A 25818-nucleotide genomic window follows, 5' to 3' on the forward strand; every position below is an offset into this window, starting at 1 on the left:
CCTGGTTAACCTGCCGTTATGGCCCTTGGCACACCTTCCACCAGGACAGATCGCGCGCGCACCGTGCGTGAGATGCTCGCGACCGGCGAGACCTTGCACTCCTTCGAGTTCTGGGCGCCCAAGACCGAGAAGGGCGAGCGCAATCTCTGGAACGCGCTGCGCCGGATCGAGGCAGTGGGACCGAGCTTCGTCTCGGTGACGTACGGAGCCGGTGGGTCCACCCGGGCCGGGACGGTGAAGGCGACGCAGGACATCGCCGCCGAATCCACCCTCACCCCGGTCGCGCACCTCACAGCGGTGAACCACTCCATCGCCGAACTGCGCAACATGGTCGGTCAGTACGCGGACGCCGGAATCCGGAACATCCTCGCCGTGCGCGGGGACCCGCCGGGCGACCCGATGGGCCCGTGGATCGAGCACCCGCAGGGGGTGCGGTACGCGGCCGACCTCGTCCGGCTGATCAAGGAATCCGGCGACTTCTGTGTCGGCGTCGCGGCGTTCCCCGAGATGCATCCGCGCTCCGCCGACTGGGACACCGACATCCGGCACTTCGTGGACAAGTGCCGCGCCGGTGCGGACTATGCGATCACGCAGATGTTCTTCGACCCCGAGGACTACCTGCGGATGCGTGACCGGGTGGTCGCCGCCGGTTGCGAAACCCCGGTCATTCCCGAGGTGATGCCCCTCACGAGCGTCCGCCAATTGGAGCGATTCCCGCAGCTCAGCAACGCGAGCCTGCCCGCGGACCTGAAAGAACGCATCCTCGCCGCCAAGGACGATCCCGCCGCTGTACGCTCCATTGGCATCGACTTCGCAACGCGGTTCTGCGCGAAGCTGCTGTCCGAGGGTGTCCCCGGGCTGCACTTCATCACGTTGAACAACTCGACGGCGACGCTCGAAATCTACGAAAATCTCGGACTGCACAAGCAGTCGTGACCGGCCGTACCCGCCGCGATCAGGGGCGGTGGCCGTAGAAGGGGGCGGGCATGGGCTGGACGGTCCTCTACATCGCGTTCGGCATCGTTGCGCTGTGGCTGCTCGGCGAGGTGCTGCTCCAGTACAAGGCGCGGCTGCGCTGGCGTCTGCTCGCCTTCACCGGCTTCGTCGGTGTGGTCATCGGTGTCCTGATCCCGTCCGTGCCCGTCATCGCGATCGGCGCGATCGCCTTCGCGACCGGCCAGATGTACGTCACGCTCTCCTTCCGGCGCGGTTTCTCGACCGGCTGGGCCATAGGGGGCAGCCCCGGTGAGAGCCGTCGCCGCCGGGGCGGCGGGGACCGCGAGCCGCGTCTCCAGGTCTCGGACCTGGAGACGGAGTACGACCCCGGCACACCGCCGGAGCCGTCCCACGTCCCGCAGGATCCGGCGGCGGTCTACGCGCCGGAGCCCCTGCCGGACGACACCGGGCAGTACGGCGTCTACACCGACCCGCGGCCGCAGCAGGGGCAGCACCAGGAACAGCACCAGGAGCCCCAACAGCCCCAGGGCCAGCCGCAGTACGCCGCCTACGACCCCTACACCGACTACTCCGCGTACCCGGCGCAGGGCCAGGGCACCTACGCCGGCCAGGACACCTACGCGGGCCAGGACGGCTACGCGGGAGCCGGGCAGTACGACTACGGCACGGCGGGGCAGCAGTACGCCGCCTACTCCGACCCGTACATCGGCACCGGTACGACCGCGGGCGCACCGCAGTACGGCACGTACGACAGCTACGGGAACCACGACAGCAACGGCGGTCGGGAGCAGTACGCCGACCCGTACGCCCAGTCCCAGCAGTACGCTCCCGAGACCCCGCCGGGCGGCGTCTGGGTGCCGCAGCAGCGCGAGGGCGAGCAGTACCACCCCCCGATGCCCCCGGAACAGCCCGTACAGCCCGCCCAGTACCCGAACGGCTACGACACCGGCCACAACGACCAGTACCGCTACTGACACCGTCGTCTGACGGCCGGTCACCGCTTCCCCGGTCCCCGTCGTCTGACGGCCGGTCACCGCTTCCCCGGTCCCCGCTGCCTGACGGCAGGTCACCGCTCCCCGGTCCCCGCCGCCTCATTGGGAGCCGCGGAACCCCTCCCCCTCGACGATGAGCCCCGCGACCAGCGTCCCCGACATCCCCGCGTGCGCCAGGCCGCCGCCCGGATGCGCCCAGCCGCCCGCCAGCAGCAGCCCCGGCACCCGGGTGCGGTTCCCCGGGTGCAGATACCCGCCGCCGGCCCCGGCCAGCGTGGGCGGGGGAACCGAGCCCCCCTCCGCACCGGTCTCCGCCTCGGTCTCCGCGGGCGTCCGCACCTCCGTGCGGAGTATCCGGTCCCGCAGACCGGGCACGGCCGCGCCCGCCGTGTCGATCAGGGTGTCCGCGTACCGCGCCCGCAGCGCGGCGTCCGTCCAGTCCACCGGGCCGTGCGGCGCGACCGTCGCCATCAGCGTCACGGCCTCGTGGGCCGCGTCGGGACGGGTCGAGGGATCATCGGGGCGCAGCACCGTCACCGTGGGGTGCTCGGCGAGCCGGCCCCCGAACACCGCCGCGCGCTCGGCCGCCCCGTCCGCCGGGTGCACCAGCGTCCGGTGCACGGCATCCGCGGCACGGGCGCCGCGCAGCGACAGCAGGACCAGGAACCGGCCCGCCGCCCCGCCGCCCGGCCGCGGCTGAACCGTCACGTCGCCGTCCTGCCAGATCTCCTGACCGGGCATCAGCCCCGGGTGCGGACGGGCTCCGAGCACCACGTGGGCGGCCTCGGCGACCGTCCCGTCGGTCAGCTCCACGCCCGCCGCCCGGCCGTCCTTCTCCACCACCCGCGCCACCTCGGCGCCGAAGACGAACTCCACCTTCCGCGCCAGGCACCGCTCGTACACCGCCTGCGCCAGCGCCCGCATGCCGCCGGAGACGTACCAGCTGCCGAACGTCTCCTCCATGTACGGCAGCAGGGCCGCGCTCGCCGGGGCGTGCAGCGGATCCAGGCCGTAGGACAGCGCGTACCCGTCGAGGAGAGCGGCCAGCCGGGGGTCCGCCAGCTCCCGGGAGCCGACCTCCGCCACCGTGCCGGCCCGCGACGCCGGGCGCAGCAGCCGCCGCCGTACCAGCGCCGGGTACGGATCGCGGGCCAGCACCTGCCAGTCGGGCCGCAGCGGCTCCTCCAGCAACGGCCGCCTGGACCGGTCCCAGGCATCCCCGGCCCGGTCCAGGAACGCGCCCCATCTCGCACCGGCGCCCTCCCCGAGCGCGCCGTTCAGCGCTTCGACGACCCCGGCCCGCGAGGCGTTCGGCAGCGACACCGCGGTGCCGTCCGCGAAGACGTGGCGGCTCGCCGGATCGACCTGGGTCAGGGTGACGCACCGCTCCAGCGGCTCCTTGCCCGTCTTCACGAACAGGTCGCGGTAGACCGCGGGCAGATGCAGCAGACAGGGCCCGGTGTCGAACGCGAAGCCGCCCCGGGCATGACGGCCGACCGAGCCGCCGAAGGTCTCCGACCGCTCGTACACCGTCACCCGGTGGCCTGCCACGGCCAGCCGGGCCGCCGCCGACATCGCGCCCATCCCGGCGCCGATCACCGCAATACGTGCCATGGCAGCGACCTTAACGGCCGCCACTGACAGCTCAGCCGTCAGGCCACTGGGAAACGGCGGAGGCCGGCCGCCCCTCCTCCCGCCGTTGCGCTCTGCGGCGCAGGAAGCGGCGGATGCGGGAGGCCAGGAAGGCCAGTATCAGCAGGCCGGACAGCAGCAGTGTCCCGGCGATGCCGGCCGCGATCACCGGATGGAAGATGGCGAACGTGACCACCGCGGCCACGCCCAGGTCCTCGACCGCGCTCATGGCGATATTGCTGAACGGCTCGGGGGAGGTGTTGACCGCCATCCTGGTGCCGGCCTTCACCAGATGGCTCATCAGCGCGGTGGAACCGCCGACGGCCCCCGCCGCGAGCTCCGGCAGCGAACCGTCCGCGCCCGCCAGCAGCGCCGCGACGACCGCTCCGGCGAGCGGCCTGACGAAGGTGTGCGCCGTGTCCCAGACCGAGTCCACGTACGGGATCTTGTCGGCCACCATCTCGCACAGGAAGAGCACACCGGCCACGACGAGCACATCGGTGCGCTGGAGCGAGTCGGGCACCTCGTCGGTGACACCGGTCGCACCGAAGACGCCGAGCAGGAGGACCACCGCGTAGGCGTTGATCCCGCTCGCCCAGCCGCTCGTGAACACCAGGGGAAGTACGGACACGGACGCGATCGTAACCAGTCGGCGCACCGCCGCGGGAGCGCTTGGGTGCGCAGGCCTGAGTATCCGTACCCAGAGGCCGGGATGAGTAGTTACGCGGATGGGCCGCGACCTGCGCGGACGGCAGAGTGGGGACCACGGAAGGGGCGCTGCGCCGGTACCGCCGGCACGGGGCGGCGGAGCAGGTGCGGCACCCAGTCCGGAACGGGGGTGCGCGACGGAGGACCCGGGACCACGGGGGACAACGGGGTCACGGGGGAAGGTTCTCCGGCAGCACGGATGACGCCGGTCAGGCGAGGCTCGGGGGGACCGAGCCCCGTCGGACCGGCGTCGTCGTGTGTCCGCGCGGAGCGCGGTCAGCGCCCGCTGACCCGCCCGTGCAGCAGCAGGGACAGCGCCGAGTGGACGTCGTCGATCGACCGCTCCGGCTGGAACGCCTGCCAGTCCAGCGCCGCCACCAGCACCATGCCGACCAGCGCGGCCGCCGTCAGCGGGATGTCGATCTCCTCGCTGAGCTCGCCGCCCGCGACCCCCTCCTTGAGTACGTCCTCGACCACGGCGACGGCTTCCTGGCGCACCACCAGCAGGGTCGCCTGCCAGGCCCGGTTCGTGCGCCACAGCTCGGCCACGTACAGCTGGGTGAAGGCGGGATAGCGGTCGATGAACGCCAGGCCGGCCCGGATCATGGCGTCCAGCGCCTCGACCCGGCTGCCACCGCGCTCGTCGGTCTCCTCGGCCGCGGAGCGCAGCGAGGAGGTGAGCAGCCCGACGCCGTGGCGCAGCAGTTCCTCGAAGAGTTCGGTCTTGCTCTTGAAGTTGTAGTAGACCGTTCCCTTGGCGACCCCGGCGCGTTCGGCGATCTCGTCCACGGTGGTGGCCGAGAAGCCCTTCTCGGCGATGAGGGTCACGGCCGCCTCGTAGAGCTTCTGCCGGGTGGCCTGGCGGCGCGTGGTGCTACTGCTTTCCATGCTCCTGATTCTCACAGGTCCCGGGGGGCTCACAGGCTCAGTTCCGGGTGGAGCCGCTCCAGTGTCCACATCTGCTTGCGGCGCGCCGAGACCGCGGTCAGTGCGAGCGCGCCCGCGGTGAAGGCCAGTAGTACCGCGCTGCCGTGCCAGACCGGGCCGAGCCCGCCGCCCGTGATCAGCCGGCGCAGCCCCTCGACGACGTAGCTCATCGGCAGGTAGGGGTGGATCGCGTTGAAGAAGCCCGGACTGGTCTGCACGGGGTACGTACCCCCGGCCGAGGTCAGCTGGAGCATCAGCACCGCGAGTACGAGGATGCGTCCCGCCGCCCCGAAGCGGGCGTTCAGCCACTGCACGATCGCGGCGAAGCAGCAGGTCACCAGTGCCAGGAAGCCGATCGTCCCGGCGGCCCGGACCATCTGGAGACCGAGTCCCCAGTGCAGTACGGACATCAGCGCGGCCACCTGGAGCAGGCCGATCGCGGCCACCGGCAGCCAGCCCGCGAGGGCGATCCGCCAGGCCGGGGCCCCCGCTGCCAGCGCGCGCCGGTTGAGCGGCTGGATCAGCATGTACGCCACCATCGCGCCGACCCAGAGGGAGAGCGGGATGAAGTAGGGGGCGAAGCCGGTGCCGTAGTCGGGTGCGGCGTGCAGTGACTTGGAGGCCAGCTGCACCGGGTCGGACATGACTCCCGTACGGGCGTCGCGGTCCTTCTTGTCGTAGTCGGGGATCTTGCCGACCCCGTCGTTGAGGCCCTGGGCGAGCGTGGCGGAACCGTCGCCGAGCCGGATCATTCCGCTGTCCAGGCTCGTCGCGCCCTTCTTGAGGTCCCCGACGCCGGTGTTCAGCTCGGCCGAGCCCGACTTGGCCGTGGCCAGCCCGGTGTGCAGCTGACCGGCGCCCTTGGCGACCTTGTGGGCGCCGGTGTTGAGCGCGTTGATCTTCTTGACCGCGCTCTCCAGGTCCTCGTCGAGATGCGGTGAGCGCTCGGCGAGGGCGTCGGCCTGCTCCTGAAGGGCGGTCAGCCGGCCGCGCAGCTTCTTGAGGTCCCCGTGCTGGTTCTCGACCAGGACGTTCACGTCGTCGGCCACGGCCGCGACATCGGCCGCAGCCGTCACGGCCCGCTTCAGCGGCGGACAGACGGTGGGGTCGGGGAGCGGCTGCTCCTCGCACCGGGTGCGGTGGACGTCGGCGAGATCGTCGGAGGCCGTGTGCGCGGCGGTGGCTGCGGCGGGCGCGGCCTTCACCAGCACGTCGAGGTTGTCCCGTACGGTCCGCGAGGAATCGGAGACCAGCCTGGCCGTGTCACTGATCGACTTCCCGTTGTCCTTCAGGAACGGGCGGACATCGGCCGCCACCCCGTTGACCTTGTCGGCGAGGAGCTGGGTGCCGTCCGCGACCTGGCGCGAGCCGGTCTCCAGGTCGCCCGCGCCCGTGTTCAGCTTGACGATGCCGCCGGCCAGCCTGCTGCTGCCGGCCTTCGCGTCCTTCAGCCCGTCCGCGAGGTCCTTCGAGCCCTTCTTCGCCTTGCCGATCCCGCCCTTGAGATCGTCGGCGCCCCTGGCCGCCTTCGCCGTCGCGTCGTGGAGATCGGAGAAGTTGATGAAGATCCGGTCGAGGAAGCCGCGCGAGGCGTTGGCCGAGGCGGCGGTGCGGACCTCGGAGAAGACCGTCCGGGAGATCTGGCCGACGATGTAGTTGTTCGCGTCGTTGGTGCGCACCTGGAGCGCACCGGTCTCGGGGGAGTCGCCCGCGCTGGAGGCGATGCGACTGCTGAGGTCCGACGGCATGGTCAGCGAGAGGTAGTACGTACCGTCCTCGACGCCCTTGCCGGCCTCGGCGGCGCTCACCTCGTGCCAGTCGAAGACCTTGGAGTCGAGCAGCTTGCCGGTGATCTCGTCCCCGGCGGCGATGCGCTTGCCCTCGGCGGTGGCGCCCTTGTCGTCGTTGACCAGGGCGACCGGGATGCGGTCCAGGCGGCCGTACGGGTCCCAGAACGACCACAGGTACAGGGCGCCGTAGAGCAGGGGCAGCAGCAGAAGTGCGGCCAGGGCCGCTCGCGGCAGTCTCCCCCTGCCGAAGCGCCTCAGCTCAAGAGTGGCCAGTCTCGGCGAACGCATCGGCCGTCCCTTCGTCGTCCGTGGTGTCGGTGGTGCCGTCGGTATCCGTGCGTACGGTGACCGCGTCCTCGGGGGCCTCGCCGCACACGGCCAGCACGGTGGTGCCGTCGGCGGCCAGGGAGCGCAGCAGCTCCCAGGCCTCGACGCGCTCGGCGTCGCGGAGCTTGAGGTCGGCGTCGTCCACCGCGATCAGGGCCGGCCGGCCGATCAGCGCGAGGGCGAGCGAGAGCCGCAGGGCCTCCAGCCGTTCAAGGTCCCGTACGGAGGTCCGCTCGGCCTTGGGCAGCGTGGCGGGGTCGAGTCCGGCGGCGTCCAGCGCCGCGTCGATCCGGGCCCTTGCCGTGGCGGCGCGCTCGCGGCGCGGTCGCAGCAGGGCGCGCGGGGAGCCGTCGAAGCGGCGCTGGAGCAGGGCGCGTTCGCGCAGGTGCTCGGCGACCGTGAAGGCCGGGTCGAGCTCGCTGACCCCGGGCACGGGTCCCAGGGCGGCGATGCGTCGTACGGCGGCGGCCCGGCGCGGCAGGCGCAGGCCGGCGGTCTCGGCGTGGCCCTCGGTGGAGCGCATCCGGCCGGTGAGGGCGAGCAGCAGGCAGGTGCGGCCGGAGCCGGACGGGCCCTGGACCGCGATCAGGGAGCCGGGGCCGGCGCCGAAGGTCACACCGCGGAAGGCCCAGCCGCGCGGCCCCTTGAGGCCGAGGTTCTCGGCGGCGACAGCTGCCCCGTGCGGGCTGTCCACAAGCCCTCTCCGTTCTTTTGAACTGACTGGTCAGTGCAAAAAGGTAGCCCGAACTCGCGATCCAAGCAAAACCCCAGGTCAGGCGGTGATCGAAGCCGATTGTCAGTGGGGGCCGTCACGATGGATACAGACGGCCACGAAGCCGTTACGAGACAGGAGGTTCTGTCATGGCCCACTCGTCCGCAGCAGCCGCTCCGCGACGCCGCGCAGACGGCCCTGCCCCCTCACCGACCGGTCCGGCGCACGACGTCCACCCCGTTCTCCGGCGCGCCACGGCGCCGCCCGCCGCTCTCGATCTCCTCGCCCAGGCCCGCGCCGGCCTCGAAGAGGCAGCTGTTCTCGACGTGCCCAACGAGCGCTATGCCACCGCCCACCTCGCCGCGCTGCGCGCCGCCGCCGCGGTTCTCGCCGTCCGGGGGCGCCCCGAGACCTCGCGGCGGCGCCGGGAGCGGATCCGAAGCGCCTGGGAGGTCCTCCCGGAAATCGCTCCCGAGCTGACCGAGTGGAGCGCGCTGTTCGCCTCGGGCGCCCGGCGGCGGGCCCGTGCGGAAGCGGGCATACCCGGAGCGGCCGGCCGGCGTGACGCGGACGACCTGCTGCGGGACGCGGCGATGTTCCTGCGCCTGGTGGAGCGGCTGCTCGTCCTCCAGCCGGTGCTTCCGCAGCCCCGCGGGGAGCGGCCCGAGGAGTGAGGGCGGCGCGGGCGGCGCGAGGCAATAGGGTGGACGGGACCTATCACCTGCGCTGTTCACGCTCCGCCGTCAGCGGCGGCACCGTGCCGAGGAGACAACTGCCGTGTCGGACCAGCTGCGCCCCCGCGCCTCCCTTCGTACCGCCGTGGTCTGGGAGGTCCTCAAGGACGCCCTGGACCGTCAGGTCGAGGCGACCGGCAGGGACGCCCTGGACGTACTGGACACCGGCGGCGGTACGGGCAACTTCGCCGTACCCGTGGCCCGCCTCGGTCATCGGGTCACCGTCGTCGACCCCAGCCCCAACGCGCTCTTCGCGCTGGAGCGCCGCGCCGCCGAGGCAGGGGTCGCCGACCGCGTCCGCGGTGTCCAGGGCGACATCCTGGGTCTGTTCGACGTGGTCGAGCGCGGTGGCTACGACGCGGCGCTCTGCCACGGCGTCCTGGAGTACGTGGACGACCCCGCCGAGGGCGTACGGAACGCGGTCGACGCGCTCCGCCCGGCAGGGGCCCTCAGCCTGCTCGCCGCCGGGCTGGGCGGCGCGGTCCTGGCCCGCGCGCTCGCCGGTCACTTCACCGAGGCCAGGCAGGCGCTCAGCGACCCGGCGGGCCGCTGGGGCGAGGGCGACCCGATGCCCCGGCGGTACACGGCGGAGCAGCTCACCGAGCTGGTCTCGGCGGCCGGTGTCGAGGTCGGCGCGGTCCACGGCGTACGCGTCTTCGCGGACCTCGTACCGGGCGTCCTGGTGGACACCGAGCCGGGCGCGATGGAAGCCCTCCTCAAGCTGGAGACGGCTGCTGCCGAACTGCCGGCTTTCCATTCGGTGGCGACCCAGCTGCACGTTCTGGGCACCAAGCCCGCCTGAGGCACCGGCCGGATCATGCCGCTAGCGCGGCTGATCAGCAACGCAGCCGCAGACGGAGTACGGCCCAGCAGCCCCGATCAGCGCCTGGGCCCCGTATGATCGGGGGACACCATCCGGCATGACGGATCGGAGGTTGGGGAATCAACGCCTCAGCAGCTGAGCCGTCGTGGCGGCCCGGACTGGCTGATTGGCAATGAGGGCGGGTTTCACGGGGACGATTCCCTGCCTATTCTGGAAGGGCCGCATACCGGCCGCCCCCCGCGGCCGACGACGAGGAGGACTCCGTGCCGCTCTCGGAGCACGAGCAGCGAATGCTCGAGCAAATGGAGCGAGCGCTGTACGCCGAAGATCCCAAGTTCGCGACAGCGCTCGAGGGAAGCGGGCTGCGTACGTACACCCGGCGACGGGTCTACCAGGCAGTTGCTGGCTTCCTGGTGGGTATCGCGCTCCTCATGGCCGGAATGGTCGCCCAGCAGATCTGGATCAGCGTGGTGGGGTTCCTCGTCATGCTGGGCTGCGCGGTGCTCGCGGTCACGGGTTGGCGCAAAGCGCCCAAGCCCGGTGAGCAACAGACAGCCGGGACCGGAGGCGGGGGCGAGCGACGACAGCCCAAACAGCGCCGGACCGTGATGAACCGGATCGAGCAGCGGTGGCAGCGCCGCCGCGATGAGCAGGGCCAGTAAGCGCTTCGAACACTTATGGGTGAGGGGCGGTCGCATTTCTGCGACCGCCCCTCACACGTGTGTCCGCGCCGCGGACGCCGGCTGGACGGCGTGCGCCCCCAACGGCCACGCGGGCCGGGAACGGCGTCCGACGCGGCCGTCCGGGCGGGCTCGGGAGCCCGCCCGGACGTTGAGGCGGTTCAGCATGCCGCGGTCAGCCCCGCGCGGTTCAGCCCTCCTGGTGGGACGGGCGTCGCAGCCACGTGGGGCGTCGGGGCATGCGCCGCCGGGAGGCCAGGGCTGCCCGGCGGTCCGAGGCCGCCCACACCACCCGTACGGCCGATCGCGGTGCCACGACCGCGCGGAGCCGGTCGGACCGGCCGGCGGAGGCCCGCAGCGCGGCCCGTACCGCCTGCACGTCCTCCGAGAGCCCTGCCCCGGGGCGCGGCTCCGGTGCGTAGAGCACCTGCTCCACCGCGCCCGCCACCCGGTGCACCGCCTCGGCCCCGTCGGTGCCGAGCTGCCCCAGCCGCACGATCCGGGCCGCGGCCTTGCGCGGGGTCAGGGACTCGTCCGGCACGATGCCGTGGTCCCACGCCGTGTCGGTGATCTCCCGCCAGGCCGCCAGTGTTCTGGAGACGGCGTCGCCCGGCGTACGCCCGGCGGAGAAGCTCAGCCTGCGGGCCCGCGCCCGGATCCGCCAGAGCATCGGCAGCGACGGCAGCAGCAGTACGAGCAGCGCCAGCAGGACCACGCCGAGCACCGTGCCCGTCGACGTCCCCGAATCCGTCGGCCCCACCGCTCCGGAAGCCACCGTGCTGCCGCACTCGCCCTGCTTGCGCAGCTGCGGCGGGCAGCTGTCCGAGGCGGACGGGGCGGCCGGCACCGCGGCCGACGCGCCCGTCTCCGGGCGGGCCGGATCGGCCGGATCGCCGGACGGAGCGTCCGGCAGGGTGTACGAAGGCGCGGTGCCACGCGTCGGCGTCGGCTCGAAGCGGGTCCAGCCGATGCCCTCGAAATACAGCTCCGGCCAGGCGTGCGCATCGCGCAGTCCTACCGACATCGCGCCGTCCGACTGCGCGGTACCGGGCGTGAAGCCGATGGCGACCCTGGCCGGAATGCCGAGCGTCCGGGCCATCGCGGCCATCGTGAAGGAGAAGTGGACGCAGAAGCCCTCCTTGTCCTTGAGGAAGCGGCCGATCGCCGCGCTGCCGGTGCCGGAGTTCACCGAGGTGTCGTAGGTGAACCCGCCGTCCGAGGCGAAGTAGTCCTGCAGCTTCACCGCCTGCTCGTAGGCGTTGCGGGCACCCCTCGTCACCTCGTCGGCCGTCTCCTTGACCACCTTCGGCAGCGAGTCGGGCACCTTCGTGTACTCGCGCTGGAGGGCGGCCGGGGCCGGTCTCGCGTCGGCGAGCTGGTTCGATGTCGGCTGCACGAGCAGGCTGGAGACCTCGTACTGCGCACCCTTGGTCGTTTCCCCGTCGTCACCGACGAGGGTGCGTCCCTCGGACTCGTACCGCCAGTGCCCGCCGACCCTGACCTCGGTCGCCGGATAGGGGAGGGGCAGATAGGTCTGCCGGTACGAGGGGGACGCGGAGATGTTCGAGCTGATCTCCGTGACCGCGACCTCCGGGGACAGACCCCCCGGGCTCGGAAGCCGCTTCGGCACGTCCTTCAGCCGGCGGGTCGACGCCCGCCATTCGTTTCCGTTGAACTGGTCCAGCGCCAGGATCCGCAGATAGAAGTCCTGCGGACTGTTCGAGTTGGTGCGGTACGACATCACCTGCCGGTTCTCCGGCTGGTTGAGGTTGTTCTGCAGGGAGACCAGCGGGTTCACCGCGGAGATGGTGCCGCCACCGCCCCCTCTGCCATGGCCGGCCCCCGAGCCGGCCAGCAGACCGCTGTCGAGAGCGGGCAGCGCCGCGGGTACGACCAGCGCGACTCCCAGGGCCAGCGCGCCGATGCGGCGCCCCGTGCGCACCGGGGCGAGTGCTCCGCCGCCCGAGAGGTCGCCACCGGCCGGGCCGCTCCTGGACCTGGTCGCGCCGGCGAAGACCCGGCCCCACTGGGAGAGCCGCTCGCGCCCCTCGGCCAGCAGCAGGAGCAGATAGCCGCAGGCGGCGAGGAGGAACCACAGCCAGTCCGCACCGCCGTCCGACAGCCCGGCCGCGACGGAGTACAGGGCCAGCAGGGGCAGCCCGGCCGGGGCGGCACTGCGGAACGTCACCGCCAGCACGTCCACCGCGAGGCCGACCAGCAGCACACCGCCCACCAGCATCAGCCGGATGCCCGCCGTGGCCGGTGCCGGAATCGCGTACCGGCCGACGTCATCGGCACCCGCCGACAGCAGATCCGCGAGCAGCCGCACGGCCTGCGGTCCCGGCAGGAACCCCGCCGGTGCCTGCTCCCTGGCGAACGCCACGGTCAGCAGCATCAGCGTGACCAGCATCTGCGCGGCGACGGTCAGCAGCCGCGGCAGCGGCACCTGTCGGCCGAGTGCACCCACCCCGCACTGGACGGCCAGCAGGAACGCGGCCTGCCCCATCCAGCTGACCGGGTCGACCAGCGGCAGCATCGAACACGCCGCCATCAGCGTCGCCGCATAGGCGCACAGCGCCAGTCGACCACGACCGCTCATGCCCGTCCCCTCATGACCAACCACTGGAGAAACCTGTCGTACCGCCCGTCGCGCCGCCCACGGCGGCGGACTGCGTCAGCGAACCCAGCCGGCTCGCCTGCTGCCACAGCGGTGCGAGATCCGTTCCCGGCCCCACCGCGACCGCCGTCCACCCCGACTCGCGCAGCAGTCGCAGCCGCTGCTCGGAGGCCGCCTCGGTGGCGGGCGACTCACCGTGCACCCAGGCGGCGCTGTCCAGCACGAACGCGACGGCGCCACCGCTGCGCTGCCGCATCCGGGCGGCCACTGCCGCCTGCTCCTCGTCCAGATCGCCGAGGAAAGCGATCAGCAGGCCCTCGTTGCCGCCGCGCAGCACGTCGTACGCACGGGAGAGACCGCCCCCGTCGGAGTGGTCGACGACGGCGAGGGTGTCCATCATCAGCCCGGCCGCGGTCGCGGAGTCCTGGCCGGAGCCGGCGAAACCGCCCGGCCCCTCGCCCGGGAGCGGGCTGCCCTCGTCCGTCAGCAGCCGGACCGCGAAGCCCCGTTCCAGCATGTGCATCAGCGCGGAGGCGGCCCCGGACACGGCCCACTCGAACGCCGAGTCGGGCCCCGTCCCCTGGTACGCGCCCTGCCGGGTGTCCAGCAGCACCGTGCATCTGGCCCGCTGCGGCTGCTCCTCGCGGCGCACCATCAGCTCGCCGTAGCGCGCGGTGGAGCGCCAGTGGACGCGGCGCAGGTCGTCGCCGTGCCGGTAGCCGCGCGGGATCACGTCGTCCTCGCCGGCCAGCGCCAGCGACCGCTGCCGTCCCTCGCCGTACCCGGAGGACTCGCCCGCCAGCCGCACCGGCGGCAGCGGTTCGGTCCGCGGGATGACGACGAGGGTGTCGTACGCGCTGAACGAACGGGTCAGCTCGCACATCCCGAACGGATCGCTCAGCCGCAATTGAAGCGGCCCGAGCGGATAGCGCCCCCGCAGATCGGACCGCACCCGGTAGGACACCTCGCGCCGGCCGCCTGCCTCCACCCGGTCCAGGACGAAGCGGGGGCGTGGACCGAGCACGTACGGCACCCGGTCCTGGAGCATCAGCAGACCGGTGGGCAGCCGCGAGATGTTGTCCATCCGCAAGTGGACCCGCGCCTCGGAGCCCGCCGGCACCCGGGACGGCGAGAGGCGCCGGGTGCCCGCGACCCGGTAGCGCGTCCGGAAGAGCACCGTCACGCAGACCAGCGGCAGCACGGCGAGCAGCAGCCCGACGCGCAGCAGGTCCCCCTGGCCCAGCACATAGGCGCAGGTCGCGGCGGCGATACCGGCCGCGAGGAAGGACCGGCCGCGCGTGGTCAACCCGCTCAGGGCGGCCCGCAGACCGCCCTTGTCGTCGCTGCCGTCCATCGCGGTGGGCCCCCCGGCGCTCATCAGAGCCGCCGTACGCCGGGCTGCTGCCGGCTGCCGTACGCGGCGTCCGGCTGATGCGGCGGCGCCGGGATGCCCGCACCGGCCGCCGCGGTCGGCACCGGTGTCTGCTGGAGGATCTCCAGCACGACCTGCTCGGCGGTGCGGCGGTTCAGCTGGGCCTGCGCGGTCGGCAGCAGCCGGTGGGCGAGCACCGCGACGGCCAGCGCCTGCACGTCGTCGGGCAGGCAGTAGTCCCGGCTGCCCAGCGCCGCGGAGGCCTTCGCCGCGCGCAGCAGATGCAGGGTGGCGCGCGGCGAGGCGCCGAGTCTGAGATCGGGATGGCTGCGGGTGGCCCCGACGAGCTGTACCGCGTACCGGCGGACGGCGTCGGCGACGTGGACCGTGCGCACCGCGTCGATCAGCTTCACGATGTCGTGTGCGTGCGCCACCGGCTGAAGGTCGTCCAGGGGCGAGACGCCGCCGTGCACGTCGAGCATCTGGAGCTCGGCCTCCGGGCTGGGGTAGCCGATCGACACCCTCGCCATGAACCGGTCGCGCTGGGCCTCGGGCAGCGGGTACGTGCCCTCCATCTCCACCGGGTTCTGGGTGGCCACGACCATGAAGGGGTCGGGCAGTTCGTAGGTGTGCCCGTCGATCGTGACCTGGCGCTCCTCCATCGACTCCAGCAGAGCGGACTGCGTCTTGGGCGAGGCTCGGTTGATCTCGTCGCCGATCACGATCTGGGCGAAGATCGCGCCCGGTTTGAACTCGAACTCGCGGCGCTGCTGATCGAAGATGGACACCCCGGTGATGTCCGAGGGCAGCAGGTCCGGTGTGAACTGGATACGCCGCACCGAGCAGTCGATGGACCGCGCCAGCGCCTTGGCCAGCATGGTCTTGCCGACGCCGGGGACGTCCTCGATCAGCAGGTGTCCCTCCGCGAGCAGCACGGTCAGCGAAAGCCGTACGACCTCAGGCTTGCCCTCGATCACACTCTCCACCGACCTGCGCACCCGCTCCGCTGTGGTGGTCAGATCTGTGAGGCTCGCTCGATCGTCATAGGTCGTCACCCGGCCCTCCTCGGCCCTGCCCCACGCTCACCAGGAGCACGGGATTCCCCAGTCACGGGCCGGTGCCCTCGTGCGGCCCGGCCCACCCCGAAATTCGGACACCGCGGCGGACGTCGTCCGACGGGGTGTCACCTCCGCATTCTTGTTGCCGTTACCGCTTCGTGTCACTCGCCTGTGGATAACTGGTGCCGATATGTCGGGTTGGGTAGGTTTTTCGATACCCGACTGAGTCTTTCCGGGTCTTTCCGGAGGTCAGGAAGCCGGAAAGATCTCCCGCAGCAGACCACTGGTCACATCGAAGACGAAACCGCGCACGTCATCGTTGTGCAGCAGGAACGGCGACGTGCGGACCCGCTGCATCGACTGCCGTACATCCTGGTCCGCGTCGCTGTAGGCCTCCACGGCCCAGACGGGGCGCTGGCCGACCTCGCCCTCGAGCTCCTGGCGGAACTCCTCGGTGATCGACTCCATGCCGCAGTTCGTGTGGTGGATCAGTATCACGCTGCGGGTGCCGAGGGCCCGCTGGCTGATGGTCAGCGAGCGGATCACGTCGTCGGTGACCACGCCGCCCGCGTTGCGGATGGTGTGGCAGTCGCCGAGTGCCAGACCGAGCGCCTTGTGCAGGTCGAGGCGGGCATCCATGCAGGCGACCACGGCGACGCGCAGCACCGGCTTCGCGTCCATGCCGGGATCGCTGAACTCGGCGGCGTAGTGGACGTTCGCCTCGACGAGGCGGTCGGTGACCGTGCCGCCGGTGCGGGCCTGGCCGGCGACGGGAGCGGACGGCTCGGCAGGGGAGTGCGCGGAAGTCGACATGGAACAAGACGTTAGCCCGCGCCGGCCGCTCCGGCGTGGCGTGGAAGCGGACAAAGAACGTCAACGACGTTTGTTGTGAGGTAACCCACAAGCCTCGCACTCGGTCGTCCGGCCGGGTGAACAAAGGGAGGGCCGACGCGCTGCCGGGCTGATTGATCGGGAATCGATCGAATGGCAGGGTGGAACAAGACCGACTGCCGGTCGGTCTAAAGTGACGGGAAGTTACCGACACCCTGCACATTCCGAAGTTTCCCCGTGTGCGCGGCGTACGTACGGCCCGGCCCTCTCCCGCTCGCCGGTCGGCTGACGCCCCTTCCCCGGCGCCGGCGGACCTCCCCTTCGCGAGCGGGCGGGGACCAGGCCGTACGTACAGCCACCCGGGACCTGAGCCTGAGAGGGCGCATGAGCCAGACCCGACACGTCCCGGTGATGCTCCAGCGGTGCCTGGACCTGTTGGCCCCGGCTCTCGAGGCACCGGGACCGCAGCCGCCCGTGGTCGTCGACTGCACGCTGGGCCTCGGCGGACACAGCGAGGCACTGCTCGCCGCCTTCCCCACCGCCCGGCTGATCGCGCTGGACCGGGACAAGGAGGCGCTGCGCCTCTCGGGCGAGCGCCTCGCCCCCTACGGCGACCGCGCCGAACTGGTGCACGCCGTCTACGACGAACTGCCCGAGGTGCTCGACCGGCTCGGCGTCCCCAAGGTCCAGGGGATCCTGTTCGACCTCGGCGTCTCCTCCATGCAACTGGACGAGGCCGACCGCGGATTCGCGTACGCCCAGGACGCCCCGCTCGACATGCGCATGGACCAGACGACCGGCATCGGCGCGGCCGAGGTGCTCAACACCTACCCGCCCGGCGAACTGGTCCGGATCCTGCGGGCGTACGGCGAGGAGAAGCAGGCCAAGCGGATCGTCTCCGCCGTCGTCCGCGAGCGCGAGAAGGAACCCTTCAGCAACAGCGCCAGGCTCGTCGAGCTCATCCGTGACTCGCTGCCGCAGGCCGCCAAGCGCACCGGCGGCAACCCCGCCAAACGCACCTTCCAGGCGCTGCGCATCGAGGTCAACGGCGAGCTCACCGTGCTGGAGCGGGCGATCCCGGCCGCTGTGCGGAGCCTCGCAGTCGGCGGCCGCATCGCCGTCCTCTCGTACCACTCGCTGGAGGACCGGCTGGTCAAGCAGGTGTTCGCGGCGGGCGCCGCCAACACCGCTCCGGCCGGGCTGCCGGTCGTCCCCGAGCGCTACCAGCCCCGGCTGAAGCTGCTGACCCGGGGCGCGGAGCTGCCCACCGAGGAGGAGGTCGCCGACAACCGGCGCGCCGCCCCCGCCCGGCTGCGCGGCGCCCAGCGGATCCGGGCGGAGGAGCGATGAGCCCCCGGAGCCCCGGCGTGCGGACGCGGCCGAGGGACGGGGCGGTGCGGTGAGCAAAGCGGCCGGGCAGTTGAAAGGGCGTGCCGCACGGCTCACCCGGCTGATGCCGGCCGGGCCGAGCAACGCGGCCCGTGCCCCCTTCGTCCTGCTGGTCGTCCTGCTCCTGGGCGGCGGTCTGATCACCCTGCTGCTGCTGAACTCCGCGCTCAACGAAGGATCGTTCCGGCTGAGCGAGCTGAAGAAGCGGACCACCGACCTCACCGATGAGCAGCAGGCGCTCCAGCGTGACGTCGACAGCTCCGCCGAGCCCGACGCCCTGGCGCGGCGCGCCCGGGAACTGGGCATGGTCCCCGGCGGCAGCCCCGTCTTCCTGGGCCCCGACGGCACGGTCCGGGGTGTGCCATCGACCGCCACCGCCGAGCCGACCCCCGAACCGCCGCAGAAGACCACCGCGCCGCCGCAGCCCACCACGAGCCCGGCGACGTCCTCCGGTCCGCCCGGCCCCACCCCCTCGGGCAGCACGACCGGCGCCCCCGCCGCCCAACCGGGTACGTCCGCGGCCGGGCCGGGCGGACCGGCGACCGCCCGTACCCCGGCAGACCAGACCTCCACGAGCCCCGGCAGGTGACGCAGTGCCCTCCAAGGAACCACCGCGCCGCCGGGTCCCCGGCCCGGCGCGCCCCCGTAAGGCGGCGCCCCGCTCCGGCCGCCCCCGCCCCGATGCGCGGCGGCGCTCCTCGTCCGCCGCGCGCGGGCCGGCGCCGCGCAGCCGCTCCGGCCGTCCGCTGCGGCTCGGCAGTCCGCGCCCCAGGCTGCGGCTGGTCAGCCTCGCCCTGACGCTCGTCATGATCGCGTTCGTCGTCCGGCTCCTCCAGGTCCAGGCCGTCGACGCCAACGCGTACGCGGCCAAGGCCGACGAGAACCGCTACCTCAGCTACACCGTCGCCGCCGAGCGCGGCGAGATCACCGACCGCAGCGGCATCGCGCTGGCCACCAGCGTCGACGCGTACGACATCACCGCCGACCCCAAGATGTTCACACCGGCCGACAGCAACGCCCCGGACGCCCCCCAGCAGGCGGCGGCCCTGCTCGCGCCCGTCCTCGGCGCCGACGCGGCCGAGCTGACGAAGAAGCTGGCGAAGCCGAAGAGCCGGTACGCGGTGCTGGCCCGCCGGCAGACACCGCAGGTCTGGAAGCAGATCAAGGACCTCAAGTCGGTCTTCGCCGAGAAGGCCGCGAAGGACAAGGCGGCCGGCGGCCCCGGAGCCAATGTGCTGGCCGGGGTGTTCCAGGAGGCGACCACCAAGCGGGTCTATCCCAACGGCGGGCTCGCCGCCGGGATACTGGGTTATGTCAACGCCGAGGGCAAGGGCGCGGGCGGCCTGGAATCGCAGCTCGACAAGGAGCTGGCGGGCGAGGACGGCACGATCAAGTACGCCCAGTCCGGCGGCCGCCGGGTGCCCACCGCGGGCACCAAGGAGGTCCCGGCCGTCGCGGGCTCCGACATCGAGCTGACCATCGACCGCGACATCCAGTGGGCGGCCCAGAAGGCCATCTCCGAACAGGTGACGAAGTCCAAGGCCGACCGCGGCTACGTGGTCGTCCAGAACACCCGGACGGGCGAGGTGCTCGCCATGGCCAACGCCCCCGGCTTCGACCCCAACGACCTCTCGCAGGCCGACGCGGCGTCGCTGGGCAACGCCGCGCTCCAGGACGTGTACGAGCCCGGCTCCACCAGCAAGGTCATGTCCATGGCCGCGGTGCTGGAGGAAGGGGTCGCCACCCCCGGCACCCACGTCACCGTCCCGAACCGGCTGCACCGCGGCGACCGGCGCTTCAAGGACGACATCGACCACCCCACCTGGTACCTGACGCTCAACGGCGTACTGGCCAAGTCCAGCAACATCGGAACCATCATGGCCGCCGGACAGCTCGGCAAGACCCAGGCCCAGGCCAACAAGACGCTCTACTCCTACCTGCGCAAATTCGGCATCGGCTCACCGACCGGACTCGGATACCCGGGTGAGACCCCCGGCATCCTCGCCAAGCCGCAGGACTGGTCGACCTCGCAGCAGTACACGATCCCGTTCGGCCAGGGCCTCTCGCTCAACGCCGTACAGGCCGCCTCGATCTACTCCACGATCGCCAACGGCGGGGTCCGGATCGCACCGACCCTCGTCCGCGGCACCAAGGGCGCCGACGGCCGCTTCACCGCCGCCGACGCCCCCGAGCAGTCCCGGGTGGTCAGCGAGAAGACCGCCAGGACCCTCGCGAGCATGCTGGAGTCGGTGGTCGGCGACCAGGAGGGCACCGGGACGCAGGCCAAGATCCCCGGCTACCGGGTCGCGGGCAAGACCGGTACGGCCAACCGGGTCGATCCGGTACGCGGCGGCTACCACGGCTACACCGCCTCCTTCGCCGGCTTCGCCCCCGCCGACGACCCCCAGATCACCGTCTACTGTGCGATTCAGAACCCCACCAAGGGCGGCTATTTCGGCGGCCAGATCTGCGGGCCCATCTACAAGCAGGTCATGGAATTCGCACTCAAGACGCTTCAGACCGCTCCGTCCGGCAGCGAGCCGGCCAGGCTGCCGGTGTCCTTCAAACCCGGCGAGTGAACTCGGGGAGACCACCCAGTGACAACCATCACCCCTGATCCCGGCAACCGGAACGGGAACCACCGCGACCCCGGCCCCTCACTTCGCGAGAGGCCGGGTGCTCCCGGTACGCTCACCGCCGTGCCCCACGCTGAACAGTCCCGAACCACCCAGAAGGACGCCCCTGTGAACTACCCGGGAGCGCCCCGCCCGGATCGGCTGCGGCCGACCTCCATGGTGACGCTGGCAGCCAGGCTGGGAGTCGAACCGCCCGGCACCGGCGAAGTCACCGGCATCACCCATGACTCACGGGCCGTACGCCCCGGAGACGTGTACGCGGCCCTGCCGGGTGCCCGCCTCCACGGCGCCGACTTCACCGGCCAGGCGGCCGGCCTCGGCGCGGCCGCCATCCTCACCGACCCGGCGGGCGCCGAACGCGCCGCCGCCACCGGACTCCCGGTGCTCGTCACCGAGGACCCGCGCGGCCGGATGGGGGAACTCGCCGCCGAGATCTACGGACACCCGGGCACCGACCTGCTCCAGATCGGCATCACCGGAACCTCCGGCAAGACCACCACCGCCTACCTCATCGAGGGCGGGTTCCGCGGCGCCGGACGCAGCACCGGTCTGATCGGCACCGTGGAGATGCGGATCGGCGACGAGCGCATCAAGTCCGAGCGGACCACCCCCGAGGCCACCGATCTGCAGGCCCTGCTCGCCGTCATGCGCGAACGCGGCGCGGACGCGGTGACCATGGAGGTCTCCAGCCACGCCCTGGTGCTCGGCCGGGTCGACGGCTGCGTCTTCGACGTCGCCGTCTTCAACAACCTCAGCCCCGAGCACATGGAGTTCCACTCCGGCATGGAGGACTACTTCCAGGCCAAGGCGCGGCTGTTCACCCCGCAGCGCAGCAGGCAGGGCGTCGTCAACTTCGACGACGCGTACGGCCGCAGGCTGATCACCGAGGCCTCCGTCCCGGTCACCACCTTCTCCGCCGAGGGCCACCCGGACGCCGACTGGCGGGCCGAGGACGTCGAGGTCGGCCAGCTCGGCTCCACCTTCACCGTCGTCGGTCCCAAGGACGAACGGGCCACGGCCAGGGCCCCGCTGCCCGGACCGTTCAACGTCGCCAACACCCTGGCCGCGATCGTCACCCTCGCGGTCGCGGGCATCGACCCGCAGACCGCGGCCGACGGTGTCGCCGTCGTGCCCGGGGTGCCCGGCCGGCTGGAGCGGGTCGACGCCGGACAGCCGTATCTCGCACTCGTCGACTACGCGCACAAGACCGACGCCGTCGAATCGGTGCTCCGCTCCCTCCAGAAGGTCACCGAGGGCAAGCTGCACATCGTCCTCGGCTGCGGCGGCGACCGCGACACCACCAAGCGCGGCCCGATGGGCGCAGCCGCGGCCCGGCTCTCCGACACCGCCGTACTGACCTCCGACAACCCCCGCTCCGAGGACCCCCTGGGCATCCTCGCCGCCATGCTCGCGGGCGCCGCCGAGGTGCCCGTGCACGAACGCGGTGACGTCCTGGTCGACGCCGACCGGGCCGCCGCCATCGCCGCCGCGGTCGGCCGGGCCGGGCCCGGCGACACCGTGATCGTCGCAGGCAAGGGCCACGAGCAGGGCCAGGACATCCACGGAGTGGTGCGCCCCTTCGACGACCGGGTGGTCCTGCGCGAGGCCATCGAGCGGTCCCTGGGACACGAGAGCGCCGTCCACCGTGCCTCCACCCACGAGAACAACAGTCAGGGATGACCAAGTGATCGCCCTCTCCCTCGCCGAGATCGCCGAAATCGTCGGCGGGCAGTCGTACGACATACCGGATCCGGCAGCAACCGTCAGCGGGCCAGTCGTCATCGACTCCCGGGCGGTGAAGCAAGGAAGCCTCTTCGTCGCCTTCGCCGGTGAACGGGTCGACGGCCACGACTACGCGCAGCGCGCGGTCGAGGCGGGCGCGGCAGTCGTCCTGGCCGCCCGCCCCGTCGGTGTTCCCGCGATCGTCGTGGACGACGTGGTGGCGGCGCTCGGCGCGCTCGCCCGCGCCGTCACCGGGCGCCTCGGCACCACCGTGGTCGCCCTCACCGGATCCGCCGGCAAGACCTCCACCAAGGACCTGATCGCCCAGCTCCTGGAGCGCAAGGGCCCCACCGTCTACCCGCTGGGCAACCTCAACAACGAGATCGGGCTGCCGCTCACCGCGCTGCGCGCCACCGAGGAGACCCGGCACCTGGTCCTGGAGATGGGTGCCCGCTACATCGGGGACATCTGTTACCTCACCGGCCTCGTCCCGCCCCGGATCGGCCTCGTCCTGAACGTCGGCACCGCCCACATCGGCGAGTTCGGCGGCCGCGAGCAGATCGCCCAGGCCAAGGGTGAGATGGTCGAGTCGCTGCCCGAGGACGGCCTGGCCGTCCTCAACGCCGACGACCCGCTCGTACGCGCCATGACCTCCCGCACCAAGGCCCGCGTCCTGCTCTTCGGCGAAGCCGCGGATGCGGACGTACGGGGAGAGAACGTGCGGCTCACCGACGACGGCCGCCCCGCGTTCCGCCTCCACACACCCACCGGGTGCAGCGATGTGACCATGCGCCTGTACGGTGAGCACCACGTGTCGAACGCGCTCGCCGCGGCCGCCGTCGCCCATGAGTTGGGCCTGTCCGCAGACGAGATCGCCGAGGCGCTCTCCGAGGCGGGCACCCTCTCCCGCTGGCGCATGGAGGTCACCGAGCGTCCGGACGGCGTGACGTTCGTCAATGACGCCTACAACGCCAACCCCGAATCCATGAGAGCCGCGCTGCGCGCGCTGGCCGCCATGGGGAAGGGGCGTCGTACGTGGGCGGTGCTCGGCCAGATGGCCGAGCTCGGCGACGCCTCGCTCACCGAGCACGACGCGGTCGGACGGCTCGCCGTCCGGCTCAACGTCAGCAAGCTCGTCGCGGTCGGGGGCAGAGAAGCCTCCTGGCTGCAACTGGGCGCATACAACGAGGGTTCATGGGGTGAGGAGTCGGTGCATGTGTCCGACGCACAGGCTGCCGTCGACCTGTTGCGCAGTGAACTGCGCCCGGGAGACGTCGTGCTGGTGAAGGCGTCCCGGTCGGTCGGCCTGGAGCAGGTCGTTACGGCACTGCTGGAGAACGCGACCGAGGGCGAGGTCGCCGGCCGATGAGGCAGATCCTCTTCGCGGGGGCCATCGGGCTCTTCCTGACCCTGGTCGGTACCCCGCTGCTGATCAAGCTGCTGGCCCGCAAGGGATACGGGCAGTTCATCCGGGACGACGGCCCGCGCAGCCACGGATCGAAGAAGGGCACGCCCACCATGGGCGGCATCGCCTTCATCCTGGCGACGATCATCGCGTACGTCCTGGCCAAGGTGATCACCGGCGAGGACATGCGTTTCTCCGGTGTGCTGGTCCTCTTCCTGATGACCGGCATGGGGCTCGTCGGCTTCCTCGACGACTACATCAAGATCGTCAAGCAGCGTTCGCTGGGTCTTCGGGCCAAGGCCAAGATGGCCGGCCAGCTGATCGTCGGCATCGCCTTCGCGGTGCTCTCGCTCCAGTTCGCCGACGCCCGCGGCAACACCCCCGCCTCCGACAAGCTCTCGTTCGTCGAGGACTTCGGCTGGTCGATCGGCCCGGTGCTCTTCGTGCTCTGGGCGCTTTTCATGATTCTCGCCATGTCCAACGGCGTGAACCTGACGGACGGTCTGGACGGCCTGGCCACCGGCGCGTCGGTGATGGTCTTCGGCGCGTACACCTTCATCGGGCTCTGGCAGTTCCAGGAGTCCTGCGCCAACGCGGCCACCCTCACCAACCCGAGCGCCTGTTTCGAGGTACGAGACCCGCTCGACCTCGCGGTCGTCGCCTCCGCACTCATGGGTTCCTGCTTCGGCTTCCTGTGGTGGAACACCTCGCCCGCCAAGATCTTCATGGGTGACACCGGTTCGCTCGCCCTCGGCGGCGCGCTCGCCGGTCTGGCGATCTGCTCCCGCACCGAGTTCCTGATGGCGGTGCTCGGCGGTCTCTTCGTGATGATCACGATGTCCGTCGTCATCCAGGTCGGCTCGTTCAAGATGACCGGCAAGCGCGTCTTCCGGATGGCACCGCTCCAGCACCACTTCGAACTCAAGGGGTGGTCCGAAGTCCTTGTCGTGGTCCGCTTCTGGATCATCCAGGGCATGTGCGTGATCGTCGGTCTCGGCCTCTTCTACGCAGGATGGGCAGCCAAGAAGTGAGCAACGTGGACTGGCAGGGCAAGCACGTCACGGTCGCCGGACTCGGGGTCTCCGGGATCCCGGCGGCCCGGGTGCTGCGCGGGCTCGGCGCCGTCGTCACCGTCGTCAACGACGGGGACGACGAGCGCTCCCGCACCCAGGCCGCGGAGCTGGAGGCGCAGGGCATCACCGTGCGCCTCGGCGACGGGGCCACCCTGCCCGAGTCCACCGAGCTCATCGTCACCACCCCGGGCTGGAAGCCCGACAAGCCGCTGTTCGCCGCGGCCGCCGAGGCGGGCGTCCCGGTCTGGGGCGACGTCGAACTCGCCTGGCGGCTGCGCGGCCGGGACGGCCGGGAACCGGCACCCTGGCTCGCGGTCACCGGCACCAACGGCAAGACCACGACCGTACGGATGCTCGCCTCGATCCTGGAGGCGGCCGGGCTGCGTACCGCGGCCGTCGGCAACATCGGCGTCTCGCTCCTGGACGCCGTCCTCGGCGAGCAGGAGTACGACGTACTGGCCGTCGAGCTCTCCAGCTACCAGCTGCACTGGTCGCCCTCGCTGCGCGCCCACTCCGCGGCCGTCCTCAACCTGGCCCCCGACCACCTCGACTGGCACGGCTCCATGGAGGCGTACGTCGCCGACAAGGGCCGGATCTACGAGGGCAACGGCGTCGCCTGCGTCTACAACGTCGCGGACCCCGTCACCGAGGAACTGGTGCGCGGCGCGGACGTCGAGGAGGGCTGCCGGGCGATCGGCTTCACCCTCGGCACTCCCGGGCCCTCCCAGCTCGGGGTCGTCGACGGCGTCCTCGTCGACCGCGCCTTCGTGACGAACCGGCAGAAGCAGGCCCAGGAACTCGCCGAGGTCGGGGACGTGAACCCGCCCGCCCCGCACAACATCGCCAACGCGCTGGCGGCCGCGGCGCTGGCCCGCGCCTACGGTGTCGCACCCGCCGCCGTACGCGACGGGCTGCGGGCCTTCCGCCCGGACCCGCACCGCATCGAACATGTCGCGGAGGCCGGCGGGGTCACGTACATCGACGACTCCAAGGCCACCAACACCCACGCAGCCGAGGCCTCCCTCGCGTCCTACGACCCGATCGTCTGGATCGCCGGGGGCCTGGCCAAGGGCGCCACCTTCGACGAGCTGGTGACCGGGTGCGCCAAGCGCCTGCGGGGCGTCGTACTGATGGGCGCCGACCGCGCCCTGATCCGCGAAGCCCTCGCGCGACACGCGCCCGAGGTCCCGGTGGTCGACCTCGACCGGACCGACACTGGGGCGATGTCCGAGGCGGTCCGCGAGGCGGCACGGCTCGCCCGGCCGGGAGACACCGTATTGATGGCCCCGGCCTGCGCCTCGATGGACATGTTCGTCAATTACAACAAGCGGGGCGAGGCCTTCGCGGACGCCGTCCGCGCACTCGTCGCCGAGAGCGCCTGACGGGCCCGGCCGCCGCGCCGTACCGTCCCGGAGCAACCGGGTACGTACGGC

The 25818-nt window shown here is 71.9% G+C and carries 21 protein-coding genes; 12 read left to right on the forward strand and 9 right to left on the reverse strand.

What is annotated here, in order from left to right; genetic code table 11:
• The first annotated feature begins 18 nt into the window (after positions 1–18).
• Both metF and AB0I52_RS18100 read left to right on the forward strand, forming a co-directional pair.
• Entirely contained in the window at positions 19–936 is a 918-nt protein-coding gene (metF, locus tag AB0I52_RS18095) for a methylenetetrahydrofolate reductase [NAD(P)H] (RefSeq protein ID WP_363073652.1), read from the forward strand.
• 50 nt (positions 937–986) lie between these two features.
• Positions 987–1931: a hypothetical protein gene (locus AB0I52_RS18100; protein ID WP_363073654.1), complete on the forward strand. Its 945-nt coding sequence runs from the start codon at positions 987–989 to the stop codon at positions 1929–1931.
• Between the two features lie 117 nt (positions 1932–2048).
• Here AB0I52_RS18100 and AB0I52_RS18105 read toward each other — a convergent pair whose 3' ends face one another.
• From AB0I52_RS18105 to AB0I52_RS18125, 5 genes are all read right to left on the reverse strand, one after another.
• On the reverse strand, positions 2049–3563 hold the full coding sequence (locus AB0I52_RS18105; protein ID WP_363073656.1) for an NAD(P)/FAD-dependent oxidoreductase: 1515 nt from the start codon (positions 3561–3563) through the stop codon (positions 2049–2051).
• A 31-nt stretch (positions 3564–3594) separates the two neighbouring features.
• Positions 3595–4212, reverse strand: coding sequence for a DUF4126 domain-containing protein (locus AB0I52_RS18110; protein WP_363073658.1), 618 nt, complete (start codon positions 4210–4212; stop codon positions 3595–3597).
• A 353-nt stretch (positions 4213–4565) separates the two neighbouring features.
• Positions 4566–5177, reverse strand: a complete 612-nt coding sequence (locus AB0I52_RS18115; protein WP_362953569.1) for a TetR/AcrR family transcriptional regulator — start codon at positions 5175–5177, stop codon at positions 4566–4568.
• 29 nt (positions 5178–5206) lie between these two features.
• Entirely contained in the window at positions 5207–7294 is a 2088-nt protein-coding gene (locus AB0I52_RS18120) for a YhgE/Pip domain-containing protein (protein ID WP_363073660.1), read from the reverse strand.
• Positions 7266–8027, reverse strand: a complete 762-nt coding sequence (locus AB0I52_RS18125) for an ATP-binding cassette domain-containing protein (RefSeq protein WP_363073662.1) — start codon at positions 8025–8027, stop codon at positions 7266–7268. Before AB0I52_RS18125 ends, AB0I52_RS18120 begins: the two co-directional genes overlap by 29 nt.
• 167 nt (positions 8028–8194) lie before the next feature.
• Between AB0I52_RS18125 and AB0I52_RS18130 the strand changes: the two genes are divergently transcribed.
• From AB0I52_RS18130 to AB0I52_RS18140, 3 genes are all read left to right on the forward strand, one after another.
• On the forward strand, positions 8195–8719 hold the full coding sequence (locus tag AB0I52_RS18130) for an SAV_6107 family HEPN domain-containing protein (protein ID WP_363073664.1): 525 nt from the start codon (positions 8195–8197) through the stop codon (positions 8717–8719).
• A 103-nt stretch (positions 8720–8822) separates the two neighbouring features.
• Complete coding sequence (locus AB0I52_RS18135; RefSeq protein WP_363073666.1) at positions 8823–9581, forward strand: methyltransferase; 759 nt, start codon at positions 8823–8825, stop codon at positions 9579–9581.
• Positions 9582–9865: 284 nt separating this feature from the next.
• Positions 9866–10264, forward strand: a complete 399-nt coding sequence (locus AB0I52_RS18140; protein ID WP_024493487.1) for a DUF3040 domain-containing protein — start codon at positions 9866–9868, stop codon at positions 10262–10264.
• A 208-nt stretch (positions 10265–10472) separates the two neighbouring features.
• Here AB0I52_RS18140 and AB0I52_RS18145 read toward each other — a convergent pair whose 3' ends face one another.
• From AB0I52_RS18145 to AB0I52_RS18160, 4 genes are all read right to left on the reverse strand, one after another.
• The gene (locus AB0I52_RS18145; protein WP_363073668.1) at positions 10473–12881 is read right to left on the reverse strand and encodes a DUF3488 and transglutaminase-like domain-containing protein; all 2409 of its coding nucleotides are present in this window, start codon (positions 12879–12881) and stop codon (positions 10473–10475) included.
• 10 nt (positions 12882–12891) lie between these two features.
• Positions 12892–14277 carry a DUF58 domain-containing protein gene (locus AB0I52_RS18150; protein ID WP_363073670.1) on the reverse strand — a complete coding sequence of 462 codons (1386 nt, stop codon included), beginning with the start codon at positions 14275–14277 and terminating at the stop codon, positions 12892–12894.
• Positions 14277–15326, reverse strand: coding sequence for a MoxR family ATPase (locus AB0I52_RS18155; RefSeq protein ID WP_363073672.1), 1050 nt, complete (start codon positions 15324–15326; stop codon positions 14277–14279). Before AB0I52_RS18155 ends, AB0I52_RS18150 begins: the two co-directional genes overlap by 1 nt.
• Positions 15327–15578: 252 nt before the next feature.
• Complete coding sequence (locus tag AB0I52_RS18160) at positions 15579–16142, reverse strand: carbonic anhydrase (RefSeq protein WP_363073674.1); 564 nt, start codon at positions 16140–16142, stop codon at positions 15579–15581.
• Positions 16143–16544: 402 nt separating this feature from the next.
• Here AB0I52_RS18160 and rsmH point away from each other — a divergent pair, with 402 nt between their 5' ends.
• From rsmH to murD, 7 genes are all read left to right on the forward strand, one after another.
• Entirely contained in the window at positions 16545–17510 is a 966-nt protein-coding gene (gene rsmH, locus AB0I52_RS18165) for a 16S rRNA (cytosine(1402)-N(4))-methyltransferase RsmH (RefSeq protein ID WP_363073676.1), read from the forward strand.
• Between the two features lie 49 nt (positions 17511–17559).
• Complete coding sequence (locus AB0I52_RS18170) at positions 17560–18138, forward strand: hypothetical protein (RefSeq protein WP_363073678.1); 579 nt, start codon at positions 17560–17562, stop codon at positions 18136–18138.
• A 4-nt stretch (positions 18139–18142) separates the two neighbouring features.
• Positions 18143–20128 (forward strand): penicillin-binding protein 2, encoded by a 1986-nt coding sequence (locus tag AB0I52_RS18175; protein ID WP_363073680.1) that lies wholly within the window; start codon positions 18143–18145, stop codon positions 20126–20128.
• A 165-nt stretch (positions 20129–20293) separates the two neighbouring features.
• A complete protein-coding gene (locus AB0I52_RS18180) occupies positions 20294–21865 on the forward strand; it encodes a UDP-N-acetylmuramoyl-L-alanyl-D-glutamate--2,6-diaminopimelate ligase (protein WP_363073733.1) in 1572 nt (523 codons plus the stop codon).
• Positions 21866–21869: 4 nt separating this feature from the next.
• Complete coding sequence (murF, locus tag AB0I52_RS18185; protein WP_363073682.1) at positions 21870–23276, forward strand: UDP-N-acetylmuramoyl-tripeptide--D-alanyl-D-alanine ligase; 1407 nt, start codon at positions 21870–21872, stop codon at positions 23274–23276.
• The gene (mraY, locus tag AB0I52_RS18190; RefSeq protein WP_363073684.1) at positions 23273–24343 is read left to right on the forward strand and encodes a phospho-N-acetylmuramoyl-pentapeptide-transferase; all 1071 of its coding nucleotides are present in this window, start codon (positions 23273–23275) and stop codon (positions 24341–24343) included. Before murF ends, mraY begins: the two co-directional genes overlap by 4 nt.
• Positions 24340–25767 carry a UDP-N-acetylmuramoyl-L-alanine--D-glutamate ligase gene (murD, locus tag AB0I52_RS18195; protein WP_363073735.1) on the forward strand — a complete coding sequence of 476 codons (1428 nt, stop codon included), beginning with the start codon at positions 24340–24342 and terminating at the stop codon, positions 25765–25767. Before mraY ends, murD begins: the two co-directional genes overlap by 4 nt.
• Positions 25768–25818 lie beyond the last annotated feature (51 nt).

The sequence above is a fragment of the Streptomyces sp. NPDC050423 genome (assembly GCF_040655445.1).
Lineage (GTDB): Bacteria > Actinomycetota > Actinomycetes > Streptomycetales > Streptomycetaceae > Streptomyces.

Excerpts from the sequence above, each read along its gene's own strand:
- metF (WP_363073652.1), top strand. The coding sequence starts at position 19 with ATGGCCCTTGGCACACCTTCCACCAGGACAGATCGCGCGCGCACCGTG.
- AB0I52_RS18100 (WP_363073654.1), top strand. The coding sequence starts at position 987 with ATGGGCTGGACGGTCCTCTACATCGCGTTCGGCATCGTTGCGCTGTGG.
- AB0I52_RS18105 (WP_363073656.1), bottom strand. The coding sequence starts at position 3,563 with ATGGCACGTATTGCGGTGATCGGCGCCGGGATGGGCGCGATGTCGGCG.
- AB0I52_RS18115 (WP_362953569.1), bottom strand. The coding sequence starts at position 5,177 with ATGGAAAGCAGTAGCACCACGCGCCGCCAGGCCACCCGGCAGAAGCTC.
- AB0I52_RS18120 (WP_363073660.1), bottom strand. The coding sequence starts at position 7,294 with ATGCGTTCGCCGAGACTGGCCACTCTTGAGCTGAGGCGCTTCGGCAGG.
- AB0I52_RS18130 (WP_363073664.1), top strand. The coding sequence starts at position 8,195 with ATGGCCCACTCGTCCGCAGCAGCCGCTCCGCGACGCCGCGCAGACGGC.
- AB0I52_RS18145 (WP_363073668.1), bottom strand. The coding sequence starts at position 12,881 with ATGAGCGGTCGTGGTCGACTGGCGCTGTGCGCCTATGCGGCGACGCTG.
- AB0I52_RS18150 (WP_363073670.1), bottom strand. The coding sequence starts at position 14,277 with ATGAGCGCCGGGGGGCCCACCGCGATGGACGGCAGCGACGACAAGGGC.
- AB0I52_RS18160 (WP_363073674.1), bottom strand. The coding sequence starts at position 16,142 with ATGTCGACTTCCGCGCACTCCCCTGCCGAGCCGTCCGCTCCCGTCGCC.
- rsmH (WP_363073676.1), top strand. The coding sequence starts at position 16,545 with ATGAGCCAGACCCGACACGTCCCGGTGATGCTCCAGCGGTGCCTGGAC.
- mraY (WP_363073684.1), top strand. The coding sequence starts at position 23,273 with ATGAGGCAGATCCTCTTCGCGGGGGCCATCGGGCTCTTCCTGACCCTG.